The 24,619-nt window shown below is 62.3% G+C and carries 23 protein-coding genes; 11 read left to right on the top strand and 12 right to left on the bottom strand.

Features of this window, described 5'->3' with window-relative positions; genetic code table 11:
- Positions 1-43 precede the first annotated feature (43 nt).
- From CQ041_RS02125 to CQ041_RS02110, 4 genes are all read left to right on the top strand, one after another.
- Entirely contained in the window at positions 44-2,635 is a 2,592-nt protein-coding gene (locus tag CQ041_RS02125; protein WP_105520602.1) for a glycosyltransferase, read from the top strand.
- A gap of 110 nt (positions 2,636-2,745) precedes the next feature.
- Positions 2,746-3,897 (top strand): succinyl-diaminopimelate desuccinylase, encoded by a 1,152-nt coding sequence (gene dapE, locus CQ041_RS02120; RefSeq protein ID WP_105520603.1) that lies wholly within the window; start codon positions 2,746-2,748, stop codon positions 3,895-3,897.
- Positions 3,897-4,706, top strand: coding sequence for a putative RNA methyltransferase (locus tag CQ041_RS02115; protein ID WP_105520604.1), 810 nt, complete (start codon positions 3,897-3,899; stop codon positions 4,704-4,706). The genes dapE and CQ041_RS02115 overlap by 1 nt, the downstream gene beginning before the upstream one ends.
- Positions 4,707-4,756: 50 nt before the next feature.
- Entirely contained in the window at positions 4,757-5,134 is a 378-nt protein-coding gene (locus tag CQ041_RS02110; RefSeq protein ID WP_105520605.1) for a hypothetical protein, read from the top strand.
- A gap of 83 nt (positions 5,135-5,217) precedes the next feature.
- Here CQ041_RS02110 and CQ041_RS02105 read toward each other — a convergent pair whose 3' ends face one another.
- Positions 5,218-5,427, bottom strand: coding sequence for a cold-shock protein (locus CQ041_RS02105; protein ID WP_017738302.1), 210 nt, complete (start codon positions 5,425-5,427; stop codon positions 5,218-5,220).
- A 181-nt stretch (positions 5,428-5,608) separates the two neighbouring features.
- Here CQ041_RS02105 and plsB point away from each other — a divergent pair, with 181 nt between their 5' ends.
- From plsB to CQ041_RS02090, 3 genes are read left to right on the top strand one after another with little or no spacing between them, the layout of a single operon-like run.
- Positions 5,609-8,128, top strand: a complete 2,520-nt coding sequence (gene plsB, locus CQ041_RS02100) for a glycerol-3-phosphate 1-O-acyltransferase PlsB (protein WP_105520606.1) — start codon at positions 5,609-5,611, stop codon at positions 8,126-8,128.
- A gap of 51 nt (positions 8,129-8,179) precedes the next feature.
- Positions 8,180-8,581, top strand: coding sequence for a YbaY family lipoprotein (locus tag CQ041_RS02095; protein WP_105520607.1), 402 nt, complete (start codon positions 8,180-8,182; stop codon positions 8,579-8,581).
- Between the two features lie 40 nt (positions 8,582-8,621).
- Positions 8,622-9,311: a DUF4197 domain-containing protein gene (locus CQ041_RS02090; protein ID WP_105520608.1), complete on the top strand. Its 690-nt coding sequence runs from the start codon at positions 8,622-8,624 to the stop codon at positions 9,309-9,311.
- A gap of 69 nt (positions 9,312-9,380) precedes the next feature.
- Here CQ041_RS02090 and CQ041_RS26125 read toward each other — a convergent pair whose 3' ends face one another.
- The 4 genes from CQ041_RS26125 to CQ041_RS02075 form a co-directional block, all read right to left on the bottom strand.
- Entirely contained in the window at positions 9,381-9,644 is a 264-nt protein-coding gene (locus tag CQ041_RS26125; protein WP_146116041.1) for a hypothetical protein, read from the bottom strand.
- Positions 9,645-9,793: 149 nt separating this feature from the next.
- The gene (locus tag CQ041_RS02085; RefSeq protein WP_105520609.1) at positions 9,794-10,387 is read right to left on the bottom strand and encodes a LysE family translocator; all 594 of its coding nucleotides are present in this window, start codon (positions 10,385-10,387) and stop codon (positions 9,794-9,796) included.
- Positions 10,388-10,389: 2 nt separating this feature from the next.
- On the bottom strand, positions 10,390-13,455 hold the full coding sequence (locus tag CQ041_RS02080; RefSeq protein WP_105520610.1) for an efflux RND transporter permease subunit: 3,066 nt from the start codon (positions 13,453-13,455) through the stop codon (positions 10,390-10,392).
- A 5-nt stretch (positions 13,456-13,460) separates the two neighbouring features.
- Positions 13,461-14,561: an efflux RND transporter periplasmic adaptor subunit gene (locus CQ041_RS02075; RefSeq protein WP_105520611.1), complete on the bottom strand. Its 1,101-nt coding sequence runs from the start codon at positions 14,559-14,561 to the stop codon at positions 13,461-13,463.
- A gap of 93 nt (positions 14,562-14,654) precedes the next feature.
- On the opposite strand from CQ041_RS02075, the gene CQ041_RS02070 reads away from it, so the two are divergent.
- Entirely contained in the window at positions 14,655-15,290 is a 636-nt protein-coding gene (locus CQ041_RS02070; protein ID WP_105520612.1) for a TetR/AcrR family transcriptional regulator, read from the top strand.
- Between the two features lie 120 nt (positions 15,291-15,410).
- On the opposite strand, the gene CQ041_RS02065 is transcribed toward CQ041_RS02070, so the two are convergent.
- The gene (locus tag CQ041_RS02065; RefSeq protein ID WP_105520613.1) at positions 15,411-16,193 is read right to left on the bottom strand and encodes a class I SAM-dependent methyltransferase; all 783 of its coding nucleotides are present in this window, start codon (positions 16,191-16,193) and stop codon (positions 15,411-15,413) included.
- 96 nt (positions 16,194-16,289) lie between these two features.
- On the opposite strand from CQ041_RS02065, the gene CQ041_RS02060 reads away from it, so the two are divergent.
- The gene (locus tag CQ041_RS02060) at positions 16,290-16,910 is read left to right on the top strand and encodes an energy transducer TonB (RefSeq protein ID WP_105520614.1); all 621 of its coding nucleotides are present in this window, start codon (positions 16,290-16,292) and stop codon (positions 16,908-16,910) included.
- A 3-nt stretch (positions 16,911-16,913) separates the two neighbouring features.
- Here the strand turns inward: CQ041_RS02060 and CQ041_RS02055 are convergent, their stop codons facing one another.
- The 6 genes from CQ041_RS02055 to ppc all read right to left on the bottom strand — a co-directional run bounded on the left by CQ041_RS02055 (position 16,914) and on the right by ppc (position 23,378).
- On the bottom strand, positions 16,914-17,597 hold the full coding sequence (locus CQ041_RS02055) for an extensin family protein (protein ID WP_105520615.1): 684 nt from the start codon (positions 17,595-17,597) through the stop codon (positions 16,914-16,916).
- Between the two features lie 102 nt (positions 17,598-17,699).
- Positions 17,700-18,560 (bottom strand): DUF72 domain-containing protein, encoded by an 861-nt coding sequence (locus CQ041_RS02050; RefSeq protein WP_105520616.1) that lies wholly within the window; start codon positions 18,558-18,560, stop codon positions 17,700-17,702.
- On the bottom strand, positions 18,560-18,850 hold the full coding sequence (locus tag CQ041_RS02045; protein ID WP_105520617.1) for a hypothetical protein: 291 nt from the start codon (positions 18,848-18,850) through the stop codon (positions 18,560-18,562). The genes CQ041_RS02050 and CQ041_RS02045 overlap by 1 nt, the downstream gene beginning before the upstream one ends.
- Before the next feature lie 199 nt (positions 18,851-19,049).
- Positions 19,050-19,733 (bottom strand): tRNA (adenosine(37)-N6)-threonylcarbamoyltransferase complex dimerization subunit type 1 TsaB, encoded by a 684-nt coding sequence (tsaB, locus tag CQ041_RS02040; RefSeq protein ID WP_105520618.1) that lies wholly within the window; start codon positions 19,731-19,733, stop codon positions 19,050-19,052.
- A 90-nt stretch (positions 19,734-19,823) separates the two neighbouring features.
- Positions 19,824-20,471, bottom strand: coding sequence for an adenylate kinase (gene adk / locus CQ041_RS02035; protein WP_105520619.1), 648 nt, complete (start codon positions 20,469-20,471; stop codon positions 19,824-19,826).
- 279 nt (positions 20,472-20,750) lie between these two features.
- A complete protein-coding gene (ppc, locus tag CQ041_RS02030) occupies positions 20,751-23,378 on the bottom strand; it encodes a phosphoenolpyruvate carboxylase (protein WP_105520620.1) in 2,628 nt (875 codons plus the stop codon).
- A 185-nt stretch (positions 23,379-23,563) separates the two neighbouring features.
- Between ppc and CQ041_RS02025 the strand changes: the two genes are divergently transcribed.
- Both CQ041_RS02025 and CQ041_RS02020 read left to right on the top strand, forming a co-directional pair.
- Positions 23,564-23,908, top strand: a complete 345-nt coding sequence (locus CQ041_RS02025) for a pilin assembly protein (RefSeq protein WP_105520621.1) — start codon at positions 23,564-23,566, stop codon at positions 23,906-23,908.
- 270 nt (positions 23,909-24,178) lie between these two features.
- A complete protein-coding gene (locus tag CQ041_RS02020; RefSeq protein WP_105520622.1) occupies positions 24,179-24,604 on the top strand; it encodes a DUF4398 domain-containing protein in 426 nt (141 codons plus the stop codon).
- Positions 24,605-24,619: the final 15 nt, after the last annotated feature.

Here is a 24,619-nt window from a genome sequence, read left to right as displayed (position 1 = left end):
GACACTTCTTTTCGTTCCGCACCCTTTGGAACCCGACATAACCATGGCATCGCGTAAATTTGGACTCAACCTGGTGATCGTGCTGGCAATCGCCGCGCTGTTCACCGGTTTCTGGGCACTGATCAACCGCCCGGTCACTGCTCCCAACTGGCCTGAGCAGATCTCCGGCTTCTCCTACTCGCCGTTTCAGCAAGGCCAGTACCCACAGAAAAACCAGTTTCCAACCGACGACCAGATGCGTCGCGACCTGGAAATCATGAGCAAGCTGACGGACAACATCCGGACCTACTCGGTGGACGGCACCCTGGGCGATATTCCCAAGCTGGCCGAAGAGTTCGGCCTGCGTGTGACACTGGGCATCTGGATCAGTCCGGACCTGGAGCGCAACGAGCGGGAAATCCAGCGCGCCATCGAAATCGCCAACAGCTCGCGCAGCGTGGTGCGGGTCGTCGTGGGTAACGAAGCCGTGTTCCGTAAGGACATCACGCCAGAAGCGCTGATTGTGCTGCTGGATCGGGTACGCGCCGCCGTCAAAGTGCCGGTCACCACCTCCGAGCAATGGGACATCTGGGAGAAGAACCCGCAGCTGGCCAAGCACGTCGACCTGATCGCCGCGCACATCCTGCCGTTCTGGGAATACATCCCGATGGACAAGGCCGGCCAGTACGTACTCGACCGCGCCAAGGACCTGAAGAAACTGTTCCCGAAAAAGCCGCTGCTGCTGTCGGAAGTGGGCTGGCCGAGCAACGGGCGCATGCGCGGTGGCAATGAGACCTCCCCGGCCGACCAGGCCATTTACCTGCGTACGCTGGTGAACAAGCTCAATCGCCAGGGCTACAACTATTTCGTGATCGAAGCCTTCGACCAGCCCTGGAAAGTCAGCGATGAAGGCTCTGCCGGTGCTTACTGGGGCGTGTTCAACGGCGCGCGTCAGCAGAAATTCAACTTTGAAGGCCCGGTGGTCGCGATCCCGCAATGGCGCGTGCTGGCCATCGGTTCGGTGGTGCTGGCGCTGCTGTCCCTGACGTTGCTGATGATCGACGGCTCGGCCCTGCGCCAGCGTGGCCGGACCTTCCTGACCTTTATCGCGTTCCTGTGCGGTTCGGTGCTGGTGTGGATCGGCTATGACTATAGCCAGCAATACAGCACCTGGTTCAGCGTCACCGTCGGTATCCTCCTGGCCCTCGGCGCCCTGGGCGTGTTTATCGTGCTGCTGACTGAGGCCCACGAGCTGGCGGAAGCGGTGTGGACCCACAAGCGCCGGCGTGAATTCCTGCCGGTCGAAGGTGAATCGGACTACCGTCCGAAAGTGTCGATCCACGTGCCGTGCTACAACGAGCCGCCGGAGATGGTCAAACAGACCCTCGACGCCCTGGCTGCCCTGGACTATCCGGACTATGAAGTCCTGATCATCGACAACAACACCAAAGACCCGGCCGTCTGGGAGCCGGTGCGCGACTACTGCGAAACCCTCGGCCCGCGCTTCAAGTTCTTCCACGTCGCGCCCCTGGCCGGTTTCAAGGGCGGTGCGCTGAACTACCTGATCCCGCACACCGCCAAGGACGCCGAAGTGATCGCGGTCATCGACTCGGACTACTGTGTGTCGCCGAACTGGCTCAAGCACATGGTGCCGCACTTCGCCGACCCGAAAATCGCCGTGGTGCAGTCGCCGCAGGACTACCGCGACCAGAACGAAAGCACCTTCAAGAAGCTCTGCTACGCGGAATACAAGGGTTTCTTCCACATCGGCATGGTGACCCGCAACGACCGTGACGCGATCATCCAGCACGGCACCATGACCATGACGCGCCGCTCGGTGCTCGAAGAACTCGGTTGGGCCGACTGGTGCATCTGTGAAGACGCCGAACTGGGCCTGCGGGTATTCGAGAAAGGTCTGTCGGCGGCGTATTACCACGACAGCTACGGCAAAGGCCTGATGCCGGATACCTTCATCGACTTCAAGAAACAGCGTTTCCGCTGGGCCTATGGGGCGATCCAGATCATCAAGCGTCACACGGCAAGCCTGCTGCGTGGCAAGGACACCGAATTGACCCGTGGCCAGCGCTACCACTTCCTCGCGGGCTGGTTGCCGTGGGTGGCGGACGGCATGAACATCTTCTTCACCGTCGGCGCGCTGTTGTGGTCGGCGGCGATGATCATCGTGCCGACGCGGGTCGACCCGCCGCTTCTGATATTCGCGATCCCGCCGTTGGCGTTGTTCGTGTTCAAGGTCGGCAAGATCATCTTCCTGTACCGCCGCGCCGTGGGTGTGAACCTCAAGGACGCGTTCTGCGCAGCCCTCGCCGGCCTGGCGTTGTCGCACACCATCGCCAAGGCGGTGCTGTATGGCTTCTTCACCAGCAGCATTCCGTTCTTTCGCACACCGAAAAACGCCGATAACCACGGCTTCTGGGTCGCGATTTCCGAAGCCCGCGAAGAAATGTTCATCATGCTGCTGTTGTGGGGCGCGGCGCTGGGGATCTACCTGGTGCAGGGCCTGCCGAGCAACGACATCCGTTTCTGGGTGGTGATGCTGCTGGTGCAGTCGCTGCCGTATGTGGCGGCGTTGATCATGGCGTTCCTGTCGTCGCTGCCCAAACCTGCGGCGGCTGCGGAGCCTGCGCAGGCTGCGTAAAAACTTGCGCAATGCACTAAACGGCGGCCTCTGGCCGCCGTTTTGCTATAAGATAACGGCCGTTTTGTGCGCCTTGCCTGCTCATTTATAAAAGCTCCGGAGTTTCCCCCATGACGGCCCATGCCGACCTTTCGCCGACCCTTCAACTTGCCATCGACCTGATCCGTCGCCCCTCGGTGACGCCGATCGACGCCGATTGCCAGAAGCTGATGATGCAGCGCCTGGGCGACGCCGGTTTCGCGCTGGAACCCATGCGCATCGAAGACGTGGATAACTTCTGGGCCACCCACGGCAAGCATGACGGCCCGGTGCTGTGTTTTGCCGGCCACACCGACGTGGTGCCGACCGGCCCGGTCCAGGCCTGGCAGAACGACCCCTTCGACGCGTTGATCGACGAAAACGGCATGCTCTGCGGCCGTGGCGCGGCGGACATGAAAGGCAGCCTGGCGGCGATGCTGGTCGCGTCCGAGCGTTTTGTCGCCGACTACCCCGACCACAAGGGCTCGGTGGCCTTCCTGATCACCAGTGATGAAGAAGGCCCGGCGCACCACGGCACCAAGGCCGTGATCGAACGCCTGGCCGCGCGCAAGGAGCGCCTGGACTGGTGCATCGTCGGCGAGCCGTCGAGCACGTCGCTGGTGGGCGACGTGGTCAAGAACGGCCGTCGCGGCTCCCTCGGCGCCACCCTGACCGTGCGCGGTGTACAAGGCCACGTGGCCTACCCGCACCTGGCGAAGAACCCGATCCACCTGGCCGCCCCGGCCCTGGCCGAACTGGCCGCCGAGCATTGGGACGACGGCAACGCGTTCTTCCCGCCGACCAGCTTCCAGATTTCCAACCTGAATGCCGGCACCGGTGCCACCAACGTGATTCCGGGCGATCTGACAGCGGTGTTCAACTTCCGTTTCTCCACCGAGTCCACCGTCGAAGGCCTGCAACAGCGCGTTGCGCACATCCTCGACAAGCACGGCCTGGACTGGCACGTGGAGTGGGCGCTGTCGGGCCTGCCGTTCCTCACCGAACCCGGTGCGCTGCTGGACGCCGTGTCGGCCAGCATCAAGGCGATTACCGGTCGCGAAACCCAGGCGTCCACCAGCGGCGGCACCTCGGATGGGCGCTTCATCGCCACCCTGGGCACCCAGGTGGTCGAATTGGGTCCGGTCAACGCGACGATCCACCAGGTCAACGAGCGCATCCTCGCCAGTGACCTCGATGTGCTGACCGAAATCTACTACCAGACCCTGATCAAGTTGCTCGCCTGATGCTCGCCTGCCCCATTTGCAGCGCGCCGCTCAACGCGGTGGACAATGGCGTGGCGTGCCCGGCCGGGCACCGCTTTGACCGCGCGCGCCAGGGTTACTTGAACCTGTTGCCGGTGCAGCACAAGAACAGCCGCGACCCCGGCGACAACCTGGCCATGGTCGAGGCCCGTCGCGACTTCCTGAATGCCGGGCACTACGCCCCGGTCGCCCGGCGCCTGGCTGAACTGGCTGCCGAGCGTGCGCCGGCACGCTGGGTGGACATCGGCTGCGGCGAGGGCTACTACACCGCGCAAATCGCCGAGGGCCTGCCCCATGCCGATGGCTACGCGCTGGATATTTCCAGGGAAGCCGTCAAGCGCGCGTGCAAACGCAACCCGAGCCTGACCTGGCTGATCGCCAGCATGGCCCGTGTGCCGTTGGCGTCAGGCAGCTGCCAGTTTCTCGCCAGCGTGTTCAGCCCATTGGACTGGGAAGAGGCCAAGCGCCTGCTCAGCCCGGGCGGCGGCCTGATGAAGGTAGGCCCGACCAGCGGCCACCTGATGGAGTTGCGCGAGCGCCTGTATGACGAGGTGCGCGAGTACACCGACGACAAGCACCTGGCCCTGGTCCCGGACGGCATGAGCCTGGCCCACAGTGAAACCCTGGCGTTCACCCTGAGCCTGGCCGAACCCCGGGACCGTGCCAACCTGCTGGCGATGACACCCCATGGCTGGCGCGCCAGTGCCGAGCGCCGCGCCGAGGTGATCGAGGCGGCCGAGCCGCTGATCGTCACTGTGTCGATGCGCTACGATTATTTCGTGCTTCAATAACCGACTTTTCCGCGAATGGATTTTTTTGAATCCCGCAACGAGGAACATCCATGCGCCAACCCGATATCGAGATTTACCTGAAGGACGCCGACGTCGACTACAAGGCCATCGCCACCTGGCTGGGCGCCGCCCTGGGCCCGTGCACCGACTGGGTCCAGAAAGGCCAGACCTACAAGTGCAAGGCCGGCAGTGTCCCGGTCACCTGGCTGCCCAAGGCTGTCGGTAAATGGAACAGCCTGTACCTGGAAAGCGACCAGACCCCGTGGGACGACGACATCGCCTGCGCCCGCGCTGCATTTGCTGCGCTGAACGTCGAAGTGCGTTGTGCACCGGGAACCTGGGTTGAGGAGGAAGGTGAAGAAAGCGCCGACACCTGGATTCGTATCAGCGAAGACGGTGAAGAACAAATCACCTGGAAAACCGCCTGACCCCGGGTTGCAAACCCAATCAAATGTGGGAGGGGCAAGTCGAATCGTCGCACCGCCCCTCCCACATTTTTTTTGCGGTGGCCTTACAGGCCGACCACATCCTCCGCCTGCAACCCCTTCTCGCCGGTCACCACGGCGTATTCCACTTGCTGGCCTTCGGCCAACGAGCGGTGGCCGTCACCGCGAATGGCGCGGTAGTGCACAAACACATCCTTGCCGTCGTCGCGCTGAATGAAGCCATAGCCTTTTGCATCGTTGAACCACTTCACATTGCCGGTTTCGCGCGTTGCCATCTGTCTTACTCCCACATGCATTTTATTGTTGAGTCGGTTGCATTGAACTGCCGAGTATATGACAGGCTCAAAAACGATCAACTCAAGTTTACATCGCCGCTTTTTTGCCGATTTTCGGTGAATACGGCACACTAGACGCCCGAGCACGTGCTCGATTTATTCCACTTCATGCAGCTCGCCTATGACCCGCTCCCCGTTCCGCCGTCTGGTGTTTGGCGCCTTGCGCCGACTGTTGTACCTCTGGGTTCGCTCGGAGACGATCAACCAGTCGTCCCTCACCCTTAACCTGGACCGCAGCCGGCCGGTGTTCTACGTCCTGCAATCACCCTCCCTCACCGAATTGGCCGTGGTCGATGCCGAGTGCACCAAGGCCGGCCTGCCGCGTCCGGTACTGCCGGTCTCGGTCGGTCCACTGATGGAGCCCGCGGCGTTCTTCTACCTCACGCCAGAGCCCGACTGGCTCGGTCGCCAGGACAAGCGCGGCGCGCCGCCGACCCTGACCCGCCTGGTCAACACCTTGAGCGAGCACGCCGAAGAGAATGCACAAATCATTCCGGTCAGCGTGTTCTGGGGGCAGTCACCCGAAAGCGAATCCAGCCCGTGGAAACTGCTGTTCGCCGACAGCTGGGCGGTCACCGGGCGCCTGCGCCGTTTGCTGAGCATCCTGATCCTGGGTCGCAAGACCCGGGTGCAATTCTCCGCACCTATCAACCTGCGTGAATTGATCGAGCACAATAAAGGCCACGAACGCACGGTGCGCATGGCCCAACGGATCCTGCGGGTGCACTTTCGCAACCTGAAGACCGCCGTGATCGGCCCCGACCTCTCCCACCGCCGCAACCTGGTGAAGGGCCTGGTCAACATGCCGCTGGTGCGACAGGCCATCAGCGAGGAAGCCGAACGGGAAAAGATCTCCCCGGAAAAAGCCAAGGCCCAGGCCCTGCGCTACGGCAACGAGATTGCCTCGGACTACACCTACACCGCGATCCGCTTCCTCGAAGTGGTGCTGAGTTGGTTCTGGAACAAGATCTACGACGGCATCAAGGTCAATAACATCGAAGGTGTGCAAACGGTTGCCCAGGGCTATGAGGTGATCTACGTCCCCTGCCACCGCAGCCATATCGACTACCTGTTGCTCTCCTACCTGCTGTTCAAGAATGGCCTGACCCCGCCGCACATCGCCGCCGGGATCAACCTGAACATGCCGGTGATTGGCAGCCTGCTGCGCCGCGGCGGTGCGTTTTTCATGCGCCGCACGTTCAAGGGCAACCCGCTGTACACCTCGGTGTTCAACGAGTACCTGCACACCCTGTTCACCAAGGGCTTCCCGGTGGAGTACTTCGTCGAAGGCGGCCGCTCGCGCACCGGGCGCATGCTGCAACCGAAGACTGGTATGCTCGCGATTACCCTGCGCAGTTTCTTGCGCTCCTCGCGCATGCCCATTGTGTTCGTGCCGGTGTACATCGGCTACGAGCGTGTGCTCGAGGGCCGCACCTACCTCGGCGAATTGCGCGGCGCGACCAAGAAGAAAGAATCGATCTTCGATATTTTCAAAGTGGTCGGCGCGCTCAAACAGCGCTTCGGCCAGGTCGCGGTCAACTTCGGTGAACCCATCAAGCTGGCCGAATTCCTCGATGCGGAACAACCCGACTGGCGCTCTCAGGAACTGGGGCCGACCTACAAGCCGGCCTGGCTGAACGAAACCACGCACCGCCTCGGTGAGCAGGTGGCGCGCAGCCTGAACGAAGCCGCCGCGGTGAACCCGGTGAACCTGGTGGCGCTGGCGCTGCTCTCCACCACCCGCCTGGCCCTGGACGAACAGGCCATGGCGCGCCAGTTGGACCTGTACCTGGCGCTGCTGCGCCGCGTGCCCTACTCACCCCACACCACCTTGCCCGACGGCGATGGCCTGGCGTTGATCAAGCACGTCAAGGACATGGACCTGCTGTCGGAGCAAAGTGACGCCCTCGGCAAGATCCTGTACCTGGACGAGCAGAACGCCGTCCTGATGACCTACTACCGCAACAATGTGCTGCACATCTTCGCCTTGCCGGCGTTGCTGGCGAGCTTCTTCCAGAGCAGCTCGCGGATGAGCCGCGAACAGATCCTGCGCTATACCCACGCGCTGTACCCGTACCTGCAATCGGAGCTGTTCATCCGCTGGTCGCTGGACGCCCTGGATACCGTGGTCGACCAGTGGCTGGAGGCTTTCGTCGAACAAGGCCTGCTGCGCTTCGAGAACGGCGTGTACCTGCGCCCGGCACCGAGTTCGCGGCACTTTGTGCTGCTGACGCTGCTCTCCAAGAGCATCGCCCAGACCCTGCAACGCTTCTACATGGCGATCTCGCTGCTGCTCAACAGCGGCCAGAACAGCATCAGCGCCGAAGAGCTGGAAGACCTGTGCACGGTAATGGCCCAACGCCTGTCGATCCTGCACGGCCTCAACGCCCCGGAGTTCTTCGACAAGAGCCTTTTCCGACATTTCATCCAGACGTTACTGGCGCAAGATGTGCTGCGCCGCGACGAGGCCGGCAAGTTGAGCTATCACGACCTGCTCGGCGAGCTGGCCGAAGGCGCGGCCAAGCGCGTGCTGCCGGCGGAAATTCGGTTGTCGATTCGCCAGGTGGCATTGCATCGCGTCGATGGCGCAGGTGAGCCACCGGCCGAAACCGAAGCATCCAATCCTGAAGAAAGCCGCTAGATTGAATAAGGCGCCGGTCGGTTTCCGGCGCCGTTGACAAGGAGCTGCACCATGAAAAAGATCATCCTCCTGGGCCTCACTGCCCTGCTCGGAGCCTGCCAGTCCATGACGCCCGCACCCAAGGCCAGCCTCGATGGCGAGGTGTTCTACCTGCAACGCATTGCCCTGCCACCGACCGCTACCCTGAGCGTCAGCCTGCAGGATGTGTCCCTGGCCGATGCACCGGCGGTGACCCTCGCCGAACAGAAAGGCCCGGTCAAAGGCCAGGTGCCGCTGCCGTTCCACTTGAGCTACGACCCGGCCCAGATCAAGCCTGGCCACAGCTATTCGGTCAGCGCTCGCATCGAGCTGGATGGCAAGCTACTGTTTATCACCACCGAGCGGCACACGGTGCAGCTCAACGGCCAGGACCCGCAACCCTTGCGCCTGCGGGTTGATGCTGTCGCACACTGATAGTCTCCAGAACATAAGCCAGATCAAAAAGGAAGCGCCCATGCTCCGTAACTCCCTTCGTTTTACCGCCCTGTGTGCCGGCCTGCTGCTGGGCGCCAACGCAATGGCGCTGGACTTGGGCAGCCTGTCCCAGGGTGACGCCAGCGGCGGCCTCAAGGACGCGCTGACCCAGGGCGCACAGATCGCCGTGAAACAGCTGGGCGTACCCGGTGGTTTCAGCAACAACCCTGAGGTGAAGATCGGCCTGCCCGGCAAGCTCGGCAAAGTCGCCGACAAGCTAAAGATGTTCGGTATGGGTGACCAGGTCGAGCAATTGGAAACCAGCATGAACAAAGCGGCTGAAACCGCCGTGACGCAGGCCCAGCCGATCCTGGTCAATGCGGTCAAGAACATGAGCGTGACCGACGCCAAGGGCATCCTCAGCGGCGGCCAGGATTCGGCTACCCAGTACCTGAATAAAAGCAGCCGTGAGCAGATCCGCGCCAAATTCCTGCCCATCGTCAAAGCCGCCACCGACAAGGTCGGCGTCGCTCAGCAGTACAACGCTCTGGCCGGCAAGGCCGCAGCCTTTGGCGCGGTGGATGCCAAGAGCGCGAACGTGGAAAACTACGTGACCGAGCAGGCGCTGGACGGCCTGTTCAAGATGATTGCCCAACAGGAAGAAACCATCCGCAAGAACCCGGCGGCCGCGGCCACCAGCCTGGCGAAGAAGGTATTTGGCGCGCTGTAAACCCCCTCTGATCGCTGCGTCAAAGCCCTCCCCCAAGGTCTTTGACGCAGTACCATTTACGCGAGTCTCTTAGCGATTCATCAAAAATACCGGCCGGTCGGTCATCGGATACTGGCACACCGGAGAGGGGTGCGAATGGCCGTACCCCGGTCGTTCCGGCAGTGAATGGCCGTGAACGGGTCGCAAGGGCTGGGCATGGCCGAAGCCAGGCGTGCTCGGAAACAGAGGTACCTGAGGCATCATCGCCTCAGGCCCCTTGAACGGCGAGTTATTGCCAAACAGGGCCCCGAGAAATGCGCCCTTGAATGCTGCAATCGCAGAAAAAATCGACATCTGTTACTCCCTAAACTGATTTTGATTAAGGTCGGCCTGCCGTGTGGCAATACCGAGACCTGCGCCTGTCCATCAGGCAAATCTGAGTGGAGTAAAAATTCCAGACGTTCCCTACGCCCTGCTACGCGATTGCATCTGTATGTAAACCGTCAGTGCAGGACTGAATCCGCCAGCCGCCCCATCATGAGCGTGGCAAAACAGCCGATTGCCACCGAGGTTGCCCGGTTGATCTTCAACGGCGTCAGCCACGCCTTCTGAAGCCCTTCGAAACGGCTGCCCAGCACAATCCAGGCCGAACCCACCGGTATTACCACCAGCGCCAGCGTCGCCATGAACCCCGCATAAACTGACAGCGTGGCAAAGGCATTGATCGGCGCGATAAACGACACGATCAATAAACCCTTGGGGTTCATCACCGTCATCCAGAAAAAATACAGCCCGGAAAAGCGGTCGCCATGCGCATCAGTCGCGCTGTTCTTGCGCTGCCAGAGCTGATACGAGACATACAGCAGGTAACACGCTGCCGCCAGTTGCGTCGCCTTCAGTGCCCACGGCGAGTACGCCGCCAGGTACAGCAATGCCACGCCCCAGGCTGATACCTGTACCAGGTACGCCAGGCATTCGACCAGCGCCAACGTCCAGCAAGCCCGGTAACCGAACAACACCCCGGCGCGGAACAGCAGGGTGTTGGTCGGGCCGGGGGCAAGCAGCAGCAACAGCAGGGCTGAAACAGTGGCAAACATGATTAAGCGACGTCCTTCCTCACTCGGAACCACGCAGCATACAGGGCTGGCAGGAACAATAAAGTCAACGCCGTCGCCACAATCAACCCACCCATGATCGCCACGGCCATGGGACCGAAGAACACGCTGCGTGACAGCGGGATCATTGCCAATACGGCGGCGAGAGCTGTAAGGACAATCGGCCGGAAGCGTCGGACGGTGGCTTCGATGATCGCCTGCCATGGTGCCAGGCCGGCCTTGATGTCCTGCTCGATCTGGTCCACCAGGATCACCGAGTTACGCATGATCATCCCCGACAGCGCGATGGTGCCAAGCATCGCCACAAAACCGAACGGCTGGCGGAATACCAGCAGGAACAGGGTCACGCCGATCAGTCCAAGTGGCGCGGTGAGAAATACCATCGCCGTGCGCGAGAAACTGCGCAATTGCAGCATCAGCAAGGTCAGCACCACCACGATGAACAGCGGTACGCCGGCCTTGACCGAATTCTGGCCACGGGCGGAGTCCTCCACCGTGCCGCCCACCTCCAGCAAGTAACCGTCCGGCAGTTCGGCGCGCACGTCGGCGAGGGTCGGCTGGATCTGCTGGACCAGCGTCGCCGGCTGGTCCTTGCCGTAGATGTCGGCGCGGATGGTCACCGTCGGCAGGCGGTTGCGGTGCCAGATGATACCTTCCTCAAAACCGTATTCGAGGGTGGCGATCTGCGACAGCGCCACGCTTTTACCATTGTCGGTGGGCACTGCCAGGCTAGGCAGCAGCGACAGTTCGGTACGTTCATGCACGGTGCCGCGCAGGAGGATCTCGATCAATTCGTTGTCCTCGCGGTACTGGCTGACGCTGGAGCCAGTCAACGAACTCTGCAGGAATTTCGACAGGTTCGCGGTGCTGACGCCAAGGGCGCGGGCGCGGTCCTGGTCGATGTTCAGATAGACGATCTTGCTCGGTTCTTCCCAGTCCAGGTGCACGTTGACTACGTGGGGATTTTCGCGAACCTTGGTCGCCACTTTCCGCGCCAGCGCGCGGACTTCTTCGATGTGTTCACCGGTCACGCGAAACTGCACCGGGTAGCCCACGGGCGGGCCGTTTTCCAGGCGGGTGACCCGCGAGCGCAGGGCGGGGAATTGTTCGTTGAGGGTTTCGATCAGCCAGGTGCGCAGGCTTTCGCGCTCTTCAATGGACTTGGCCAGCACCACAAACTGCGCAAAGCTTGCCGCCGGGAGTTGTTGGTCCAGAGGCAGGTAGAAACGCGGCGAGCCCGTGCCCACATAGGCGACGTAGTTGTCGATGCCGGCGTGCGCCTTGAGCAATCCTTCGAGGCGCTTGACCTGCTCGGCGGTGTTGCTCAGGGACGCCCCCTCGGCCAGCTTCAGGTCGACCATCAGTTCCAGGCGGCCCGAGGCAGGGAAGAACTGTTGCGGTACGAAGCGGAACAGCGCCACCGAGCCGATGAACAGCAGCAGCGTCAGCACGATCACGGTTTTGCGCCGACGCACGCACCATTCCACCACGCGCCTGACACGCTGATAGAAGGGTGTGCCGTAGGGATCTGGGCCATCAGTGCCGTGTTTGGTCGCGTGAATCTTCGCCAGGTCCGGCAGGAGCTTTTCCCCCAGGTACGGCACGAACACCACCGCGGCGACCCACGAGGCCAGCAAGGCAATGGTGACGACCTGGAAGATCGAGCGGGTGTATTCACCGGTGCTCGATTGCGCAGTGGCAATCGGCAGGAAACCGGCTGCGGTGATCAGCGTACCGGTGAGCATCGGAAACGCAGTGCTGGTCCAGGCAAAACTGGCGGCCTTGAGCCGGTCGTAGCCCTGCTCCATCTTGATCGCCATCATTTCCACGGCGATGATCGCGTCGTCCACCAACAGGCCCAGTGCCAGCACCAGTGCGCCGAGCGAAATCTTGTGCAGCCCGATGCCGAGGTAGTACATGCTCGCGAAGGTCATCGCCAACACCAGCGGGATCGCCAGGGCCACCACCATGCCGGTGCGCACGCCGAGGGAGAAGAAACTCACCAGCAACACGATGGCCAGCGCCTCGGCCAATACCTGTACGAATTCGCCGACGCTGGTTTTTACCGCGGCGGGTTGGTCTGACACCTTGCGCAGTTCCATGCCGGCGGGAAGGTTCTTCTGCAAACGTGCGAATTCGCCCTCCAGGGCCTTGCCCAGCACCAGGATGTCGCCGCCGTCGCGCATGGCCACGGCCAGGCCGATGGCGTCTTCGCCCATGAAGCGCATGCGCGGTGCAGGCGGGTCATTGAAGCCGCGATGAATGTCGGCCACGTCGCCGATACGGAAGGTGCGATCCCCCACCCGAATCGGGAAACTGCGGATTGCTTCCACGGTCTTGAAGTTGCCCGACACCCGCAGTTGCACACGCTCGCTCGGGGTTTCGAAGAAGCCGGCGGTGGATACCGCGTTCTGCTCCTGCAACGCCTGTTGCACCGCCGCCAACGGCAAACCGAGGGTGGCCAGCTTGAGGTTGGACAGTTCGATCCAGATCTTCTCGTCCTGCAGGCCGAGCAACTCGACCTTGCCGACATCCGCCACCCGCTGCAGTTGAATCTGGATGCGGTCGGCGTAGTCCTTGAGCACCGCGTAATCGAAGCCATCACCGGTGAGTGCATAGATATTGCCGAAGGTGGTGCCGAATTCATCGTTGAAAAACGGCCCCTGGATATCCGGTGGCAAGGTCTGGCGAATGTCGCCGATCTTCTTGCGCACCTGGTACCACAGCTCGGGAATCTGCGCCGAATGCATGGCATCGCGGGCCATGAAGGTGACCTGGGACTCGCCGGGGCGCGAGAACGAGACAATGCGCTCGTAGTCGCCGGTCTCCATGAGCTTCTTCTCGATGCGCTCGGTCACCTGGCGCGAGACTTCCTGGGCCGTGGCGCCGGGCCAATTGGTCTTGATCACCATGGCCTTGAAGGTGAACGGCGGGTCTTCGCTTTGTCCCAACTTGGTGTAGGACAAGGTGCCGACCACCGCCAGCAGGATCATCAGGAACAGTACGATCTGGCGATTACGCAGCGCCCATTCGGAAAGATTGAAACCCATCGGGATTACTCCTTGGCCGCCAGATCCACCACACGGTTGTCGCGGTCCACCGGGCGCACTTGCTGGCCCTCGTGAAGCACATGCACGCCGGCGGCAATCACCCAGTCCGTGGGGGCCAGGCCTTCCAGCACCGGCACGCTCTTTTCACCGAAGGCGCCGATCCGCACCGGGATACGCTTGAGGGTATTGTCTGGCTCGACACGCCAGACGTAAGACGCGCCGTTCTCTGCACTCAGGGCCGACAGCGGCACCGAGAGGGGAATCACGCCCTCGGTCTGGATGAACACCCGCGCGCTCTGGCCCAGCTCCGCCGGGACCTTGCCACCGGTAAACGCCACGCGCGCGGCGAAGGTGCGCGACTTGGGATCGGCCGCTGGAGACAGTTCACGAATACGCCCGGCAAAGCGCTGGTCCGGCTGGCTCCAGAGTTCCACCGCCACCGGCTGGCCGAGCTTGAAGCGGCCAAAGCCTTGTTCGGGCAGGCTGATCAGCACTTCGCGCTCGCCATCAGTGGCCAGGGTAAACACGGTCTGGCCGGCAGACACCACTTGCCCGACTTCCACCGCACGCTTGGCCACCACCCCGTCCTGTGGGGCGCGCAGCACCGCGTAGCCGGCCTGATTGCTGGCCACGTCGAATTCGGCCTTGATCTGCTTGAGGCGCGCTTCACCGGATCGGTAGAGGTTTTCGGAATTGTCGTACTGGGACCGGCTGACCATCTGACGGTCCATCAGGGTCTTGTAGCGATCCCGCTCGGCACGCACCAGGCTCAGGTTGGCCTCGGCGGCGGCGACCTGGGCGCGGGTGGCTTCCAATTGCAGGCGCACGTCCTGGGGGTCCAGTTCGGCGAGGGGCTGGTTGGCCTTGACCCGCTGGCCCTCCTCCACCAGACGCTTGCTGACTTTGCCGCCTATGCGAAAGGCCAGGTCCGGCTCGAAACGGGCACGCACTTCACCAGGGTAACTGTCCGTCGACTGCGCCGAAGGCTGCGGCTGCACTACCATCGCCGGTCGGACGGTGGTCTGGGCTGCTTCTTCATGCCCGCAGGCAGACAAGAGCACGACCAGGCTGACAGGCAAGGCAAAGGGCAGGAAAGTGCTGCGCATGCTGAAGGACCTTTCGCTAATGAAGCTAGGAATAATTATACTGGCCGGTATGTTATTAATACCAAACTCACCAGTCCAGTATTAAAGGTGAAAATGTCTGACAATCCTGTAAACACCAATAGCCCTGGGCGCCCCAAGGACATGGCAAAACGCCAGGCTATCCTCGAAGCAGCGAAAATCCTGTTCTTGAGCAAAGGCTACGCCAGCACCAGCATGGACGCGGTGGCACTGGAAGCCGGTGTGTCGAAGCTGACCGTCTACAGCCACTTCACCGACAAGGAAACCCTGTTCACTGCCGCCGTGGTTGCCACGTGCGAGGAACAGTTGCCGGTGATGTACTTCGAACTGCCCGAAGGCGTGCCGGTGGAGACGGTACTGCTGAATATCGCGCGACGCTTCCACCGCCTGATCAACAGCGAGGAGTCGGTGAATCTGCATCGCCTGATGATGACTACTGGCAATCAGGACGTGAAACTCTCACAGATCTTCTTCGAGGCTGGGCCCATGCGCATGCTGCAAGGCATGGAGCGCCTGCTGGGTAAGCTTGACCAGAGCGGCGTGCTGAGTATCGACAAGCCATTCGTAGCGGCCGAGCACTTCTTCTGCCTGCTCAAGGGCACGGCGAATTTCTGCCTGCTGTATGGCTGCGGCGGCCCGTTGAGCGAAGACGCCGCCGAGGCGCATGTGCGGGAAGTGGTGGGGTTGTTTATGCGCGCTTATCGGGCCTGAGCCTGGTGATGGCTGGGCTGGCGCCATCGCAGGCACGCCAGCTTCCACACGTGAACGATTCACCAATCAAAATGTGGGAGCCGGCTTGCCTGCGATGAGGCCCTGCAGGCCAATGAAGCTTCAGCCCTTGAGCGCCTTCTTCGGATAGATGTCATACCGGCTGGACTTGCCGTCCAACGCGTGGCTGGGTTTGGGCCCCTCAATGCACGGCGCCTTGCGTGGCCGCTTGACCACCACCCGGTGGCTGGCCAGGGCCAACGCTGCTGCCAGCAGCGCCGGCGCATCCGGATCATCCCCCACCAGTGGTCGGAACAGGCGCATTTCCTTCTTCACCAAGGCGGTTTTCTCACGGTGCGGGAACATCGGGTCGAGGTAGATCACCTGGGGCGGCTCACCCTCCCAGTTGCGCATCACGTCGATGGAGTTGCCTTTGAGCAGCGTCATGCGCGCCACGATCGGTGCCACTTCGAAGTCATCGGCGCCACGCGCCAGGCCATCCTCGAGCAAAGCGCCGATCAGTGGCTGACGCTCGATCAGGCTCATTTCGCAGCCCAGGCTGGCCAGAACGAAGGCGTCCTTGCCCAGCCCAGCCGTGGCGTCCAGCACACGCGGGCGCACGCCTTGGGCGATGCCGACAGCCTTGGCGATCATCTGCCCGCTGCCACCGCCGTAGAGACGTCGATGCGCTGCGCCGCCCTCGACGAAGTCCACCCGCACCGGCCCCGGCGCGTCAGGCCCGAGCTGTTGCAGCTGCAGGCCATGCTCGCCCACTTGCAGGGAAAATTCCGCATCGGCCAGCTGCAATGGCAAGCCAAGCACCTGAGCCCACTGCTCGGCGCGGCCTTCGAAACCGTCGCCCAAAGCCTCGACCTGGATGCGGCTGGCCGCTGGTTGTTCGCTCATCAATCGCTACGCTCAAAAATATTAAGGATCGGCCAACACCGGCCGATAAAAACAACAGTCAGGTATTTTGCCAGAGCTGAGCGTCGATCGAGAAAAATGTCAGACATTCTTCCCCTAACCACCGGTGTACTGCCGACCCACAACCACTACGGCCTGCGCAATACTCAAGCGCTGGCCGGGGTGAGTCATGTGTGGCAGGACTTCTTCGCCCGGGCGCTGGCCGAGCAGCTTGGCGATACGCCGGGCGCGCTGGCCGCCCAGGCGTGCGAACCGTTGGACCCGGAAGTCGAACCCAGCGAAGGCGCTGACCTGCTGGCGCAGATCCTCACCCAGCGTGAATGCGACGTCAAAGACACCGTAATCGCTCCGCCAGAGCCGCTGTTCCTGCCGATCGCCGAGTTCGAGACCGAACTGCTGCCACCGGCCGCACCGCCGTACCCGGATGACGAAATCGTCGCCCAACAGCGCCAGCAGAACTTCGACAGCGGCTGGGTTCGTCCAATCGTGCTGACCGCCGGCCAACCCCTGCCGGAACCAGGCCCGGCGCCACAACCACGCCCCCTGCACCTGCCGATCGCCGAATTCGAACTGGACCTGTTGCCACCGGCTGCCACGCCGTATCCCACCGAGGAACTGGAGGCCCAACAGAAGGCCCTGGACTTCGACTACCACTGGGCACGCCCGCTGATCACCCAGAACCTGCGCCTGGCCGCCTGATTCTCAACGACATACCCCCCAACGCCCCATGTCCAGGTGGAAATGATTGTGGTGTGCGGCGTTATAGTCCGGACTCAGCACCACGTTGAAATCCTTGCAGGCGGCATCCCGCACCTGACGCAGAAACTGCCCGCGCTCGCCCTCCCCCGGCCAATCCTTGAGCACGCTGATGCTGCGCCCATCCGCCAGGCGAAACCCGGCGATGTCCAGCGCATTGGCCGTCGCGTGCTGGCTCAGGCGCCCTTCGGCGCGGTTGTACACATTGCGGCAGGCAAAACTGCCGAGGTGATCGACCCGCGTCACCGCCTGGCCGAACACCGCCTGCGCCACCGGCTGCAAACTGTGGCGCTCGAACAGCGCAAACGCCACCGCCAACGGGCAACTGGCGAGAAAGCTGCTGCTCAACCCCACGTCTGCGCCCTGGACGCGCAAGGTATTGCGCAGCGGGCACGCGGCGTCGGCCGGCGAATCCGCTTGTCGGCTGACCCGCAGGCCGGAGGTCGCCAGGACTTGATCACACAGCGCCGGATCATCCTGCAGGCGTGCCAGTTTGTAGCGGGTCAACAGGTTCGGCATGGCCCGCACGTCCAACGGTGCCCACGGGTTCCACTCAGCCGGTAACGCCACCCAACCGCGCCACACCCCCAATACGATGGCGAGGATCAACAGCAGACTGAATCCACGCATCCCTCAAGCCTTGAAAAACTGATTGGCTTGACTGAACGGCATCTTGCGCTCGGTAAAGGGGGTTTGAGCAGCCATGGCGGGTTCCTGGCGGGGAAAGGAGACTTAGAGTAACCCCAGTTGCTCGACGGCGGGTGCTCGATTCAAGCGTGGCAAGGGTGGCAGGCCGGGCAGTCGCGCCATCAATTGGTCGTGAAAACGCAGGGCCAGTTGAGCGGCGAGGCGGTTGTCCGAGGTGTGCAGGAACACGTAAGGGGTACGGCCCTCTTCGATCCAGCCGGCGACTTTTTCCACCCACGGGATCAGAAACGGATCATTGGCCTCCAGTTCGGGATGGCCGATGAAGCGCACCTGCGGAAACAGCGTCAATGCCGCTGGGCGGGGCGGCACTTTGGGCTTTTTCGACTGCGCATGCAGCACCGCCGCCGAGGTGGACGTGCAGCTGAACAATGCACGCGGATCGAGGCAGATGCGCTCGACGCCCCGGTCGCGCAACAGGCGGTTGAGCCTGCGCTCGGCATCGCCTTTGGCGAAGAACTCCGGGTGGCGCACTTCAACCGCCAACGGCCGTTCAATCCCGTCGATAAAACCAGCCAGCTCCGCCAGACGTTGCGGTGAAAAATTCGCCGACAATTGCAGCCACATCGGGGCCACGCGCTCACCCAGTGGGCTCATCAGGCCGACAAAACTCTCCGCTGCCGGCAACTGCTCGCGCAGGTCGCCGCCATGGCTGATATCGCCCGGAAACTTGGCAGTGAAGCGAAAATCGGCCGGCATGGTCTCGGCCCAGCGCTGCACAGTGGCGGCCGATGGGCGAGCATAGAACGTCGTATTGCCCTCAACTGCGTTGAAGACCTGGGAATAGAGGGCGAGGTAATCGCTGGCGCGCGCATCGGCGGGGTACAGGTACTCGCGCCAGGCGTTTTCACTCCAGGACGGGCAACCGAGGAAATACGGCAGGCGCATCAGATGTGAATGTCGAGGCCCAGCACTTCCATATCCCATTCGACAAAGCCGGCGGTGGTCAGGTAGCTGGCCAGGGCGGTGGCAACGCTTTTGCTCATGGAGCGCGGGAAGACCATGTCTTGCTGGCGCGCAGGCAGGCCGCTGATACGGGCTTGGGCATTGGCCTGGGCTTCGGACTGGACTTCGATGAAATCCGGGGAATCCTCGACGGACTCGTCCACCGTGACGTTCGCCTTACGTGGCTTGCGCTTGATGGGGTAGGAATGTGAGGAAAAGCCGTCTATGCGCATACTAGCGAACTCGGTATCAGTGATGGCATTTTAGTGGCGCTTTCCGTGGCGCGCAAATGCTCTGGTGATAACTAGAACACAATATTGGCAAAAGGTTTAAAAGCTGGGGCAAAATCTGACGATTGGCGACATTTAGCGGCGCATTTGAGGTTTTTGCCCCGCTTCTCAGCCCAGCGCGGGGCAAACCCGCTCACCACAATCAAAGGCCGCGTTCGGCCTTGGTCTGGGCGACTTTATCGCGCAGATACACCGGTGCAGCCTGATCGGCCGGAATCGCCTCGCCGCGCTCAAACGCAAAGCGCGCCAAGGCCAGCAAGTCCTCGGCGTGGGGCAGCAGGGTGGCGTCCTGGCCCACCGGTTTCACACCGATGCGCTCGCCATAACCCCAGCCGGTGCCAGCACCGAACCAGTCGCCACTGGCATCATCCGGCACCGCCGACGATTCGGGTGGCTGTACGGCTTCCACGCCGACCAGGCGCATCTCGCCCGCCGTCTCGCGGTAGCAGCCCCAGTAGACTTCGTCCATGCGCGCATCAATCGCCGCCGCCACCTGATGGGCGCCGTGCTCACGCAAGGCACGCTGAGCCAGCACCGCCAGGTTGGACACCGGAAGCACCGGGCGCTCCAGCGCAAACGCCAGGCCCTGCACCACGCCGATGGCGATCCGCACGCCGGTAAACGCGCCGGGGCCACGGCCAAAGGCGATGGCATCCACGGCCGCCAGGGTGGTGCCGGCGTCTTCGAGCAGTTGCTTGATCATCGGCAACAGCTTCTGCGCGTGCAGGCGCGGGATCACCTCGTAATGGCTGGTTACCTTGCCATCATGCAGCAGGGCAACGGAGCAAGCTTCAGTCGCGGTGTCCAGGGCCAGCAGGGTGCTCATCGGTGTGGGTGTCCAAGTCGAAAAAAAGTGCGCCAGTATAAACAACAACGGCCCGCAAGCGGGCCGTTATAGAGGTAGCCGGTCGAGTGATCAGCTCAGTGCTTGCAGCACCTTGGCAGTGATCGCTTCCACCGAGCCAACACCTGGGATGTGGCTGTACTTCGGCTTGCCTTGTGCAGCCGACAGGTCCTGGTAGAAGGCTACCAGCGGCTTGGTCTGGGAATGGTAGACCGACAGGCGATGACGCACGGTTTCTTCGGTGTCGTCTTTGCGCTGCACCAGCTCTTCGCCGGTGACATCGTCCTTGCCTTCGACTTTCGGCGGGTTGTAGACGGTGTGGTACACGCGGCCCGAGGCTTCGTGAACGCGACGACCGGCAATACGCTGGACGATTTCTTCATCTTCAACCGCGATTTCAACCACGGCATCCAGCTCGACGCCAGCCTTCACCAAGGCTTCAGCCTGGGGAATGGTGCGCGGGAAGCCGTCGAACAGGAAACCGTTCTTGCAGTCTTCCTGGCTGATGCGTTCCTTGACCAGGTTGATGATCAAGTCATCGGAAACCAGGCCGCCGCTGTCCATCACGCTCTTGGCGATCAGGCCCAGCTCGGTGCCAGCCTTGACGGCTGCACGCAGCATGTCGCCGGTGGAGATCTGTGGAATGCCGAATTTTTCAGTGATGAACTTTGCCTGAGTACCTTTACCGGCCCCGGGAGCTCCCAGCAGAATGACGCGCATTGATGTGCTCCTCAATTTTTTATAGAGATGTTGCTCGGATTCGCCGCGTGGGGCCAATCGCGTAAAAATAGATTTCGGGCCGCCCAAACGGCCAAAGGCTGATCAAGATACACAGCGCGCCGTCACCATACAAGCCGCCAAAAGTCGCAGGAACCTGCGCCCCGTATGCGTCATAGGTAGGGTGTGCCTGAGTGCAACCCGGCAGCGCAAACGCCGACCGCCCTTTTTTTGGCGGTCGGCGGGGTTTATCTGCAAGCCGTTGAGAACACGCAAAAAACCTCAGCCGGTGTTACGTAAACCGGCGGCAATTCCGGCCACGGACACCAGCAGCGCCTGTTCCAGAGGGCTGTCTTGCGCCGTCTCGCGCTGGCGCGAGCGGGCCAGCAACTCGGCCTGCAACAGGTGCAGGGGGTCCAGATAGGTGTTGCGCAAGCGGATGAACTCCAGGGTATCGGGACTGTGGGCCAGCAGTTGCGACTGGCCGGTCAGGCCCAACACCACGTCACATGCCTGCGACAATAGGTCGCGTAAGTGTGCACCCAATGGCAGCAGGTCCGGCTGCACCAACCGCTCGTCATACAGCCGCGCGATATCGGCATCGGCCTTGGCCAGCACCATTTCCAGCATATCGATGCGCGTGCGAAAGAACGGCCATTGCTCGCGCATCTGCCCCAGCAGTTCGCCCTCACCGCGCTCCAGCGCCTTGCTCAGCGCGGCTTCCCAACCCAGCCAGGCCGGCAACATCAGGCGGGTCTGGGTCCAGCCAAAGATCCACGGGATCGCGCGCAGGCTCTCGATGCCTCCCGCACGGCGCTTGGCCGGGCGACTGCCCAGGGGCAACCGGCCCAACTCCTGTTCGGGTGTGGACTGGCGGAAATACTCGACGAACTGCGGATTTTCCCGCACCACGGCGCGATACGCACTGACACCGTCCGCCGCCAACTCGTCCATCAAATGCCGCCATGCCGGCTCGGGCGGCGGCGGTGGCAGCAGGGTCGCTTCCAGCACCGCGGCCAGGTACAGGTTGAGGTTCTGCTCGGCGATATCCGGCAGGCCGAACTTGAAGCGAATCATCTCGCCTTGCTCGGTGGTGCGGAAACGCCCCGCCACCGAACCCGGCGGCTGCGACAGGATCGCCGCATGCGCCGGGCCACCGCCCCGGCCAACGGTGCCCCCGCGACCGTGGAACAACAGCAGTTCCACCTGCTGCTCGCGGCAGATATCCACCAGACGTTCCTGCGCGCGGTATTGCGCCCACGCGGCAGCGGTGGTGCCCGCGTCCTTGGCCGAGTCGGAGTAGCCGATCATCACTTCCTGTGGACCCTGCAAGCGCGCACGGTAGCCCGGCAGCAGCAGCAACTGCTCGATCACCGGGCCGGCGTTGTCCAGGTCGGCCAGGGTTTCAAACAGCGGCACCACGCGCATCGGGCGCTGTACGCCCGACTCTTTGAGCAGCAGTTGCACTGCCAGCACGTCCGACGCGGCACCGGCCATGGAGATGACATACGAGCCCAGCGATGCAGCTGGCGCGGCGGCGACTTCCTTGCAGGTATTCAACACTTCAGCCGTGTCCGCCGACGGCTTGAAATAGCCCGGCAGCAATGGCCGACGGTTGGCCAGCTCTTTCATCAGGAAGCTGATGCGTGCGTCTTCGTCCCAGTCCTCATAGCGGCCCAGGCCGAGGTAATCGGTGATTTCAGTCATGGCCGCCGAATGCCGACTGGAGTCCTGGCGCACATCCAGGCGCACCAGGAACAGGCCGAACGTCACGGCGCGACGCAGGCAATCGAGTAGCGGGCCGTCGGCGATCACGCCCATGCCGCATTCGTGCAGCGACTGGTAGCAGAGCTCCAGCGGTTCCAGCAGGTCACGGTTGTCCTGCAACACCTCGGCAGGCGCCGGCGTGTTGCTGCTCAACGCGCTGTGGGCCCACTGACGGGTGGCGCGCAGGCGTTCGCGCAATTGCTTGAGCAGGGCACGATACGGCTCGACGCTGTCGCCGACCTTGGCCTGCAACGCCGGGCTGGCCTGTTGCATCGACAGCTCGGAGGCCAGGTGGTCGACATCCCGTAAGTACAAATCAGCGGCCATCCAGCGTGCCAGCAGCAACACTTCGCGGGTGACCGGCGCGGTGACATTCGGGTTGCCGTCACGGTCGCCGCCCATCCACGACGCGAAGCGGATGGGTGCGGCCTCCAGCGGCAAATGCAGCCCGGTGGCAGCGTGCAAGGCCTGGTCGGCCTTGCGCAGGTAATTGGGGATGGCGTGCCACAGCGAATGCTCGATCACCGCGAAGCCCCACTTGGCCTCGTCCACAGGGGTGGGCCGGGTGCGGCGGATTTCTTCGGTGTGCCAGGCTTCGGCGATCAGCCGTTGCAGGCGCTGGCGGATCTGCTCGCGCTCGGCGGTGGTGAGGTCGCGGTGATCCTGCAGCGCCAGTTGGGCGGCGATCGCGTCGTATTTCTGGATCAGGGTACGGCGCGCCACTTCCGTGGGGTGGGCAGTGAGCACCAGTTCGATCTCCAGGCGACCCAGTTGGCGGGCCAGAGATTCGTTGCTGTGGCCTTCGCTTTGCAGGCGAGCCAGCAACTCCGGCAACACCCTGGATTCGAACGGTGCCGGTTGCGACTCATCGCGTCGGTGAATCAACTGGTACTGCTCGGCGATGTTGGCCAGGTTGAGGAATTGGTTGAATGCCCGGGCGACCGGCAGCAATTCGTCCTCCTGCAACTGGTTGAGGCTGGTACTCAGTTCATCGCCAGCGCCGCGACGGTCAGCCTTGGCACCTTTGCGAATCTGCTCGATCTTGTCGAGAAATTCATCGCCATACTGCTCTCGAATCGTATTGCCCAACAGTTCACCCAGCAGGTGAACATCCTCACGCAAGCGTGCATCGATATCACTCATCAGCCAATCTCCAGCCAGAAATCCGGGACGCGCAGGTCTGCCAGAGTGCCGCCCGCCTCGATTTATGACAAGACTTTAAACCTTGTGGCGTGCAGCGAGTCTCAAGGTTACATCGCCTGCGTTTGTCCACGCGGGCGATGGGTCACTCATCACCGCCTGCCATCGCAGGCTTTACTGAGGTTGCCATGAAAATTCGAGATTTGGCCCAGCATTGGGAAGAGAATGCCAAGGGTCGCTTGACCAAGACCGAATACGCCATCCATCTGGATATGGAAGCCGCCGCACGGCTGGCGGCCATCGCCGAGATGTACCCCAAGCGCCACCCCGAGGAGCTGCTGGGCGAGCTGATCGGCGCGGCTCTCGAGGAGCTGGAGGCCAGCTTTCCCTACGTCAAAGGCCAGCAGGTGATTGCCACCGATGAGGAGGGCGACCCGCTGTACGAAGACGTCGGCCCTACCCCGCGCTTTCTCACCTTGTCACGCCGTTACTTGCACGATTTGACGGCCAGCGCCGACGAACAAAAGCACTGACACCTACGCCACACCCCTTGTATTCCGGGCCCCTCGCAGGCCCGGTGTACCCCTGCGCAATGCAGAAGTTCCCAGATTTTTACGCTGACCGATCAGTCAGCAATTTTTTTAGGCAAATCGCCATCTTCTCTGAACTATTCAAAAAAGCCTCCGGTCACAGCCAGTAAGCCATCACTTGGAACGGCCGTTTGAACAGGCCTCTCGAGCCCTATTTGTCGGGCCCTCGATCGACCTCCACGATGGATTCAGTAGTTATTCAGGAGTTATCCAATGGAGTTGAAGACGATGAAGACCAGCACTGCCAAATCCTCGTTTAACCACCTGCGCGGGCTCAAATTGGCCGCGCTGGCAATCGGCACCAGCTTCGTTCTGGCTGGTTGCGCGGGCAATCCTCCCACCGAGCAGTACGCGGTGACCCAGTCGGCGGTGAACAGCGCCGTCAGTGCCGGCGGTACCGAGTACGCGGCCGTTGAGATGAAGTCCGCCCAGGACAAGCTCAAGCAAGCCGAGATCGCCATGCACGACAAGAATTACGAAGAAGCCCGTCGCTTGGCTGAACAAGCCGAATGGGACGCCCGCGTCGCCGAGCGCAAGGCCCAGGCCGCCAAGGCCGAACAGGCTGTGAAGGACTCTCAGAAAGCTGTGCAAGAGCTGCGTCAGGAAGGCATGCGTCCGGCTGCTATCCAGCAGAAGTAAACCGCCGCCCCTGAC

The organism is Pseudomonas sp. MYb60 (assembly GCF_002979555.1).
Classification (GTDB): Bacteria; Pseudomonadota; Gammaproteobacteria; order Pseudomonadales; family Pseudomonadaceae; genus Aquipseudomonas.
This window is presented reverse-complemented; position numbering and strand designations above follow the sequence as displayed.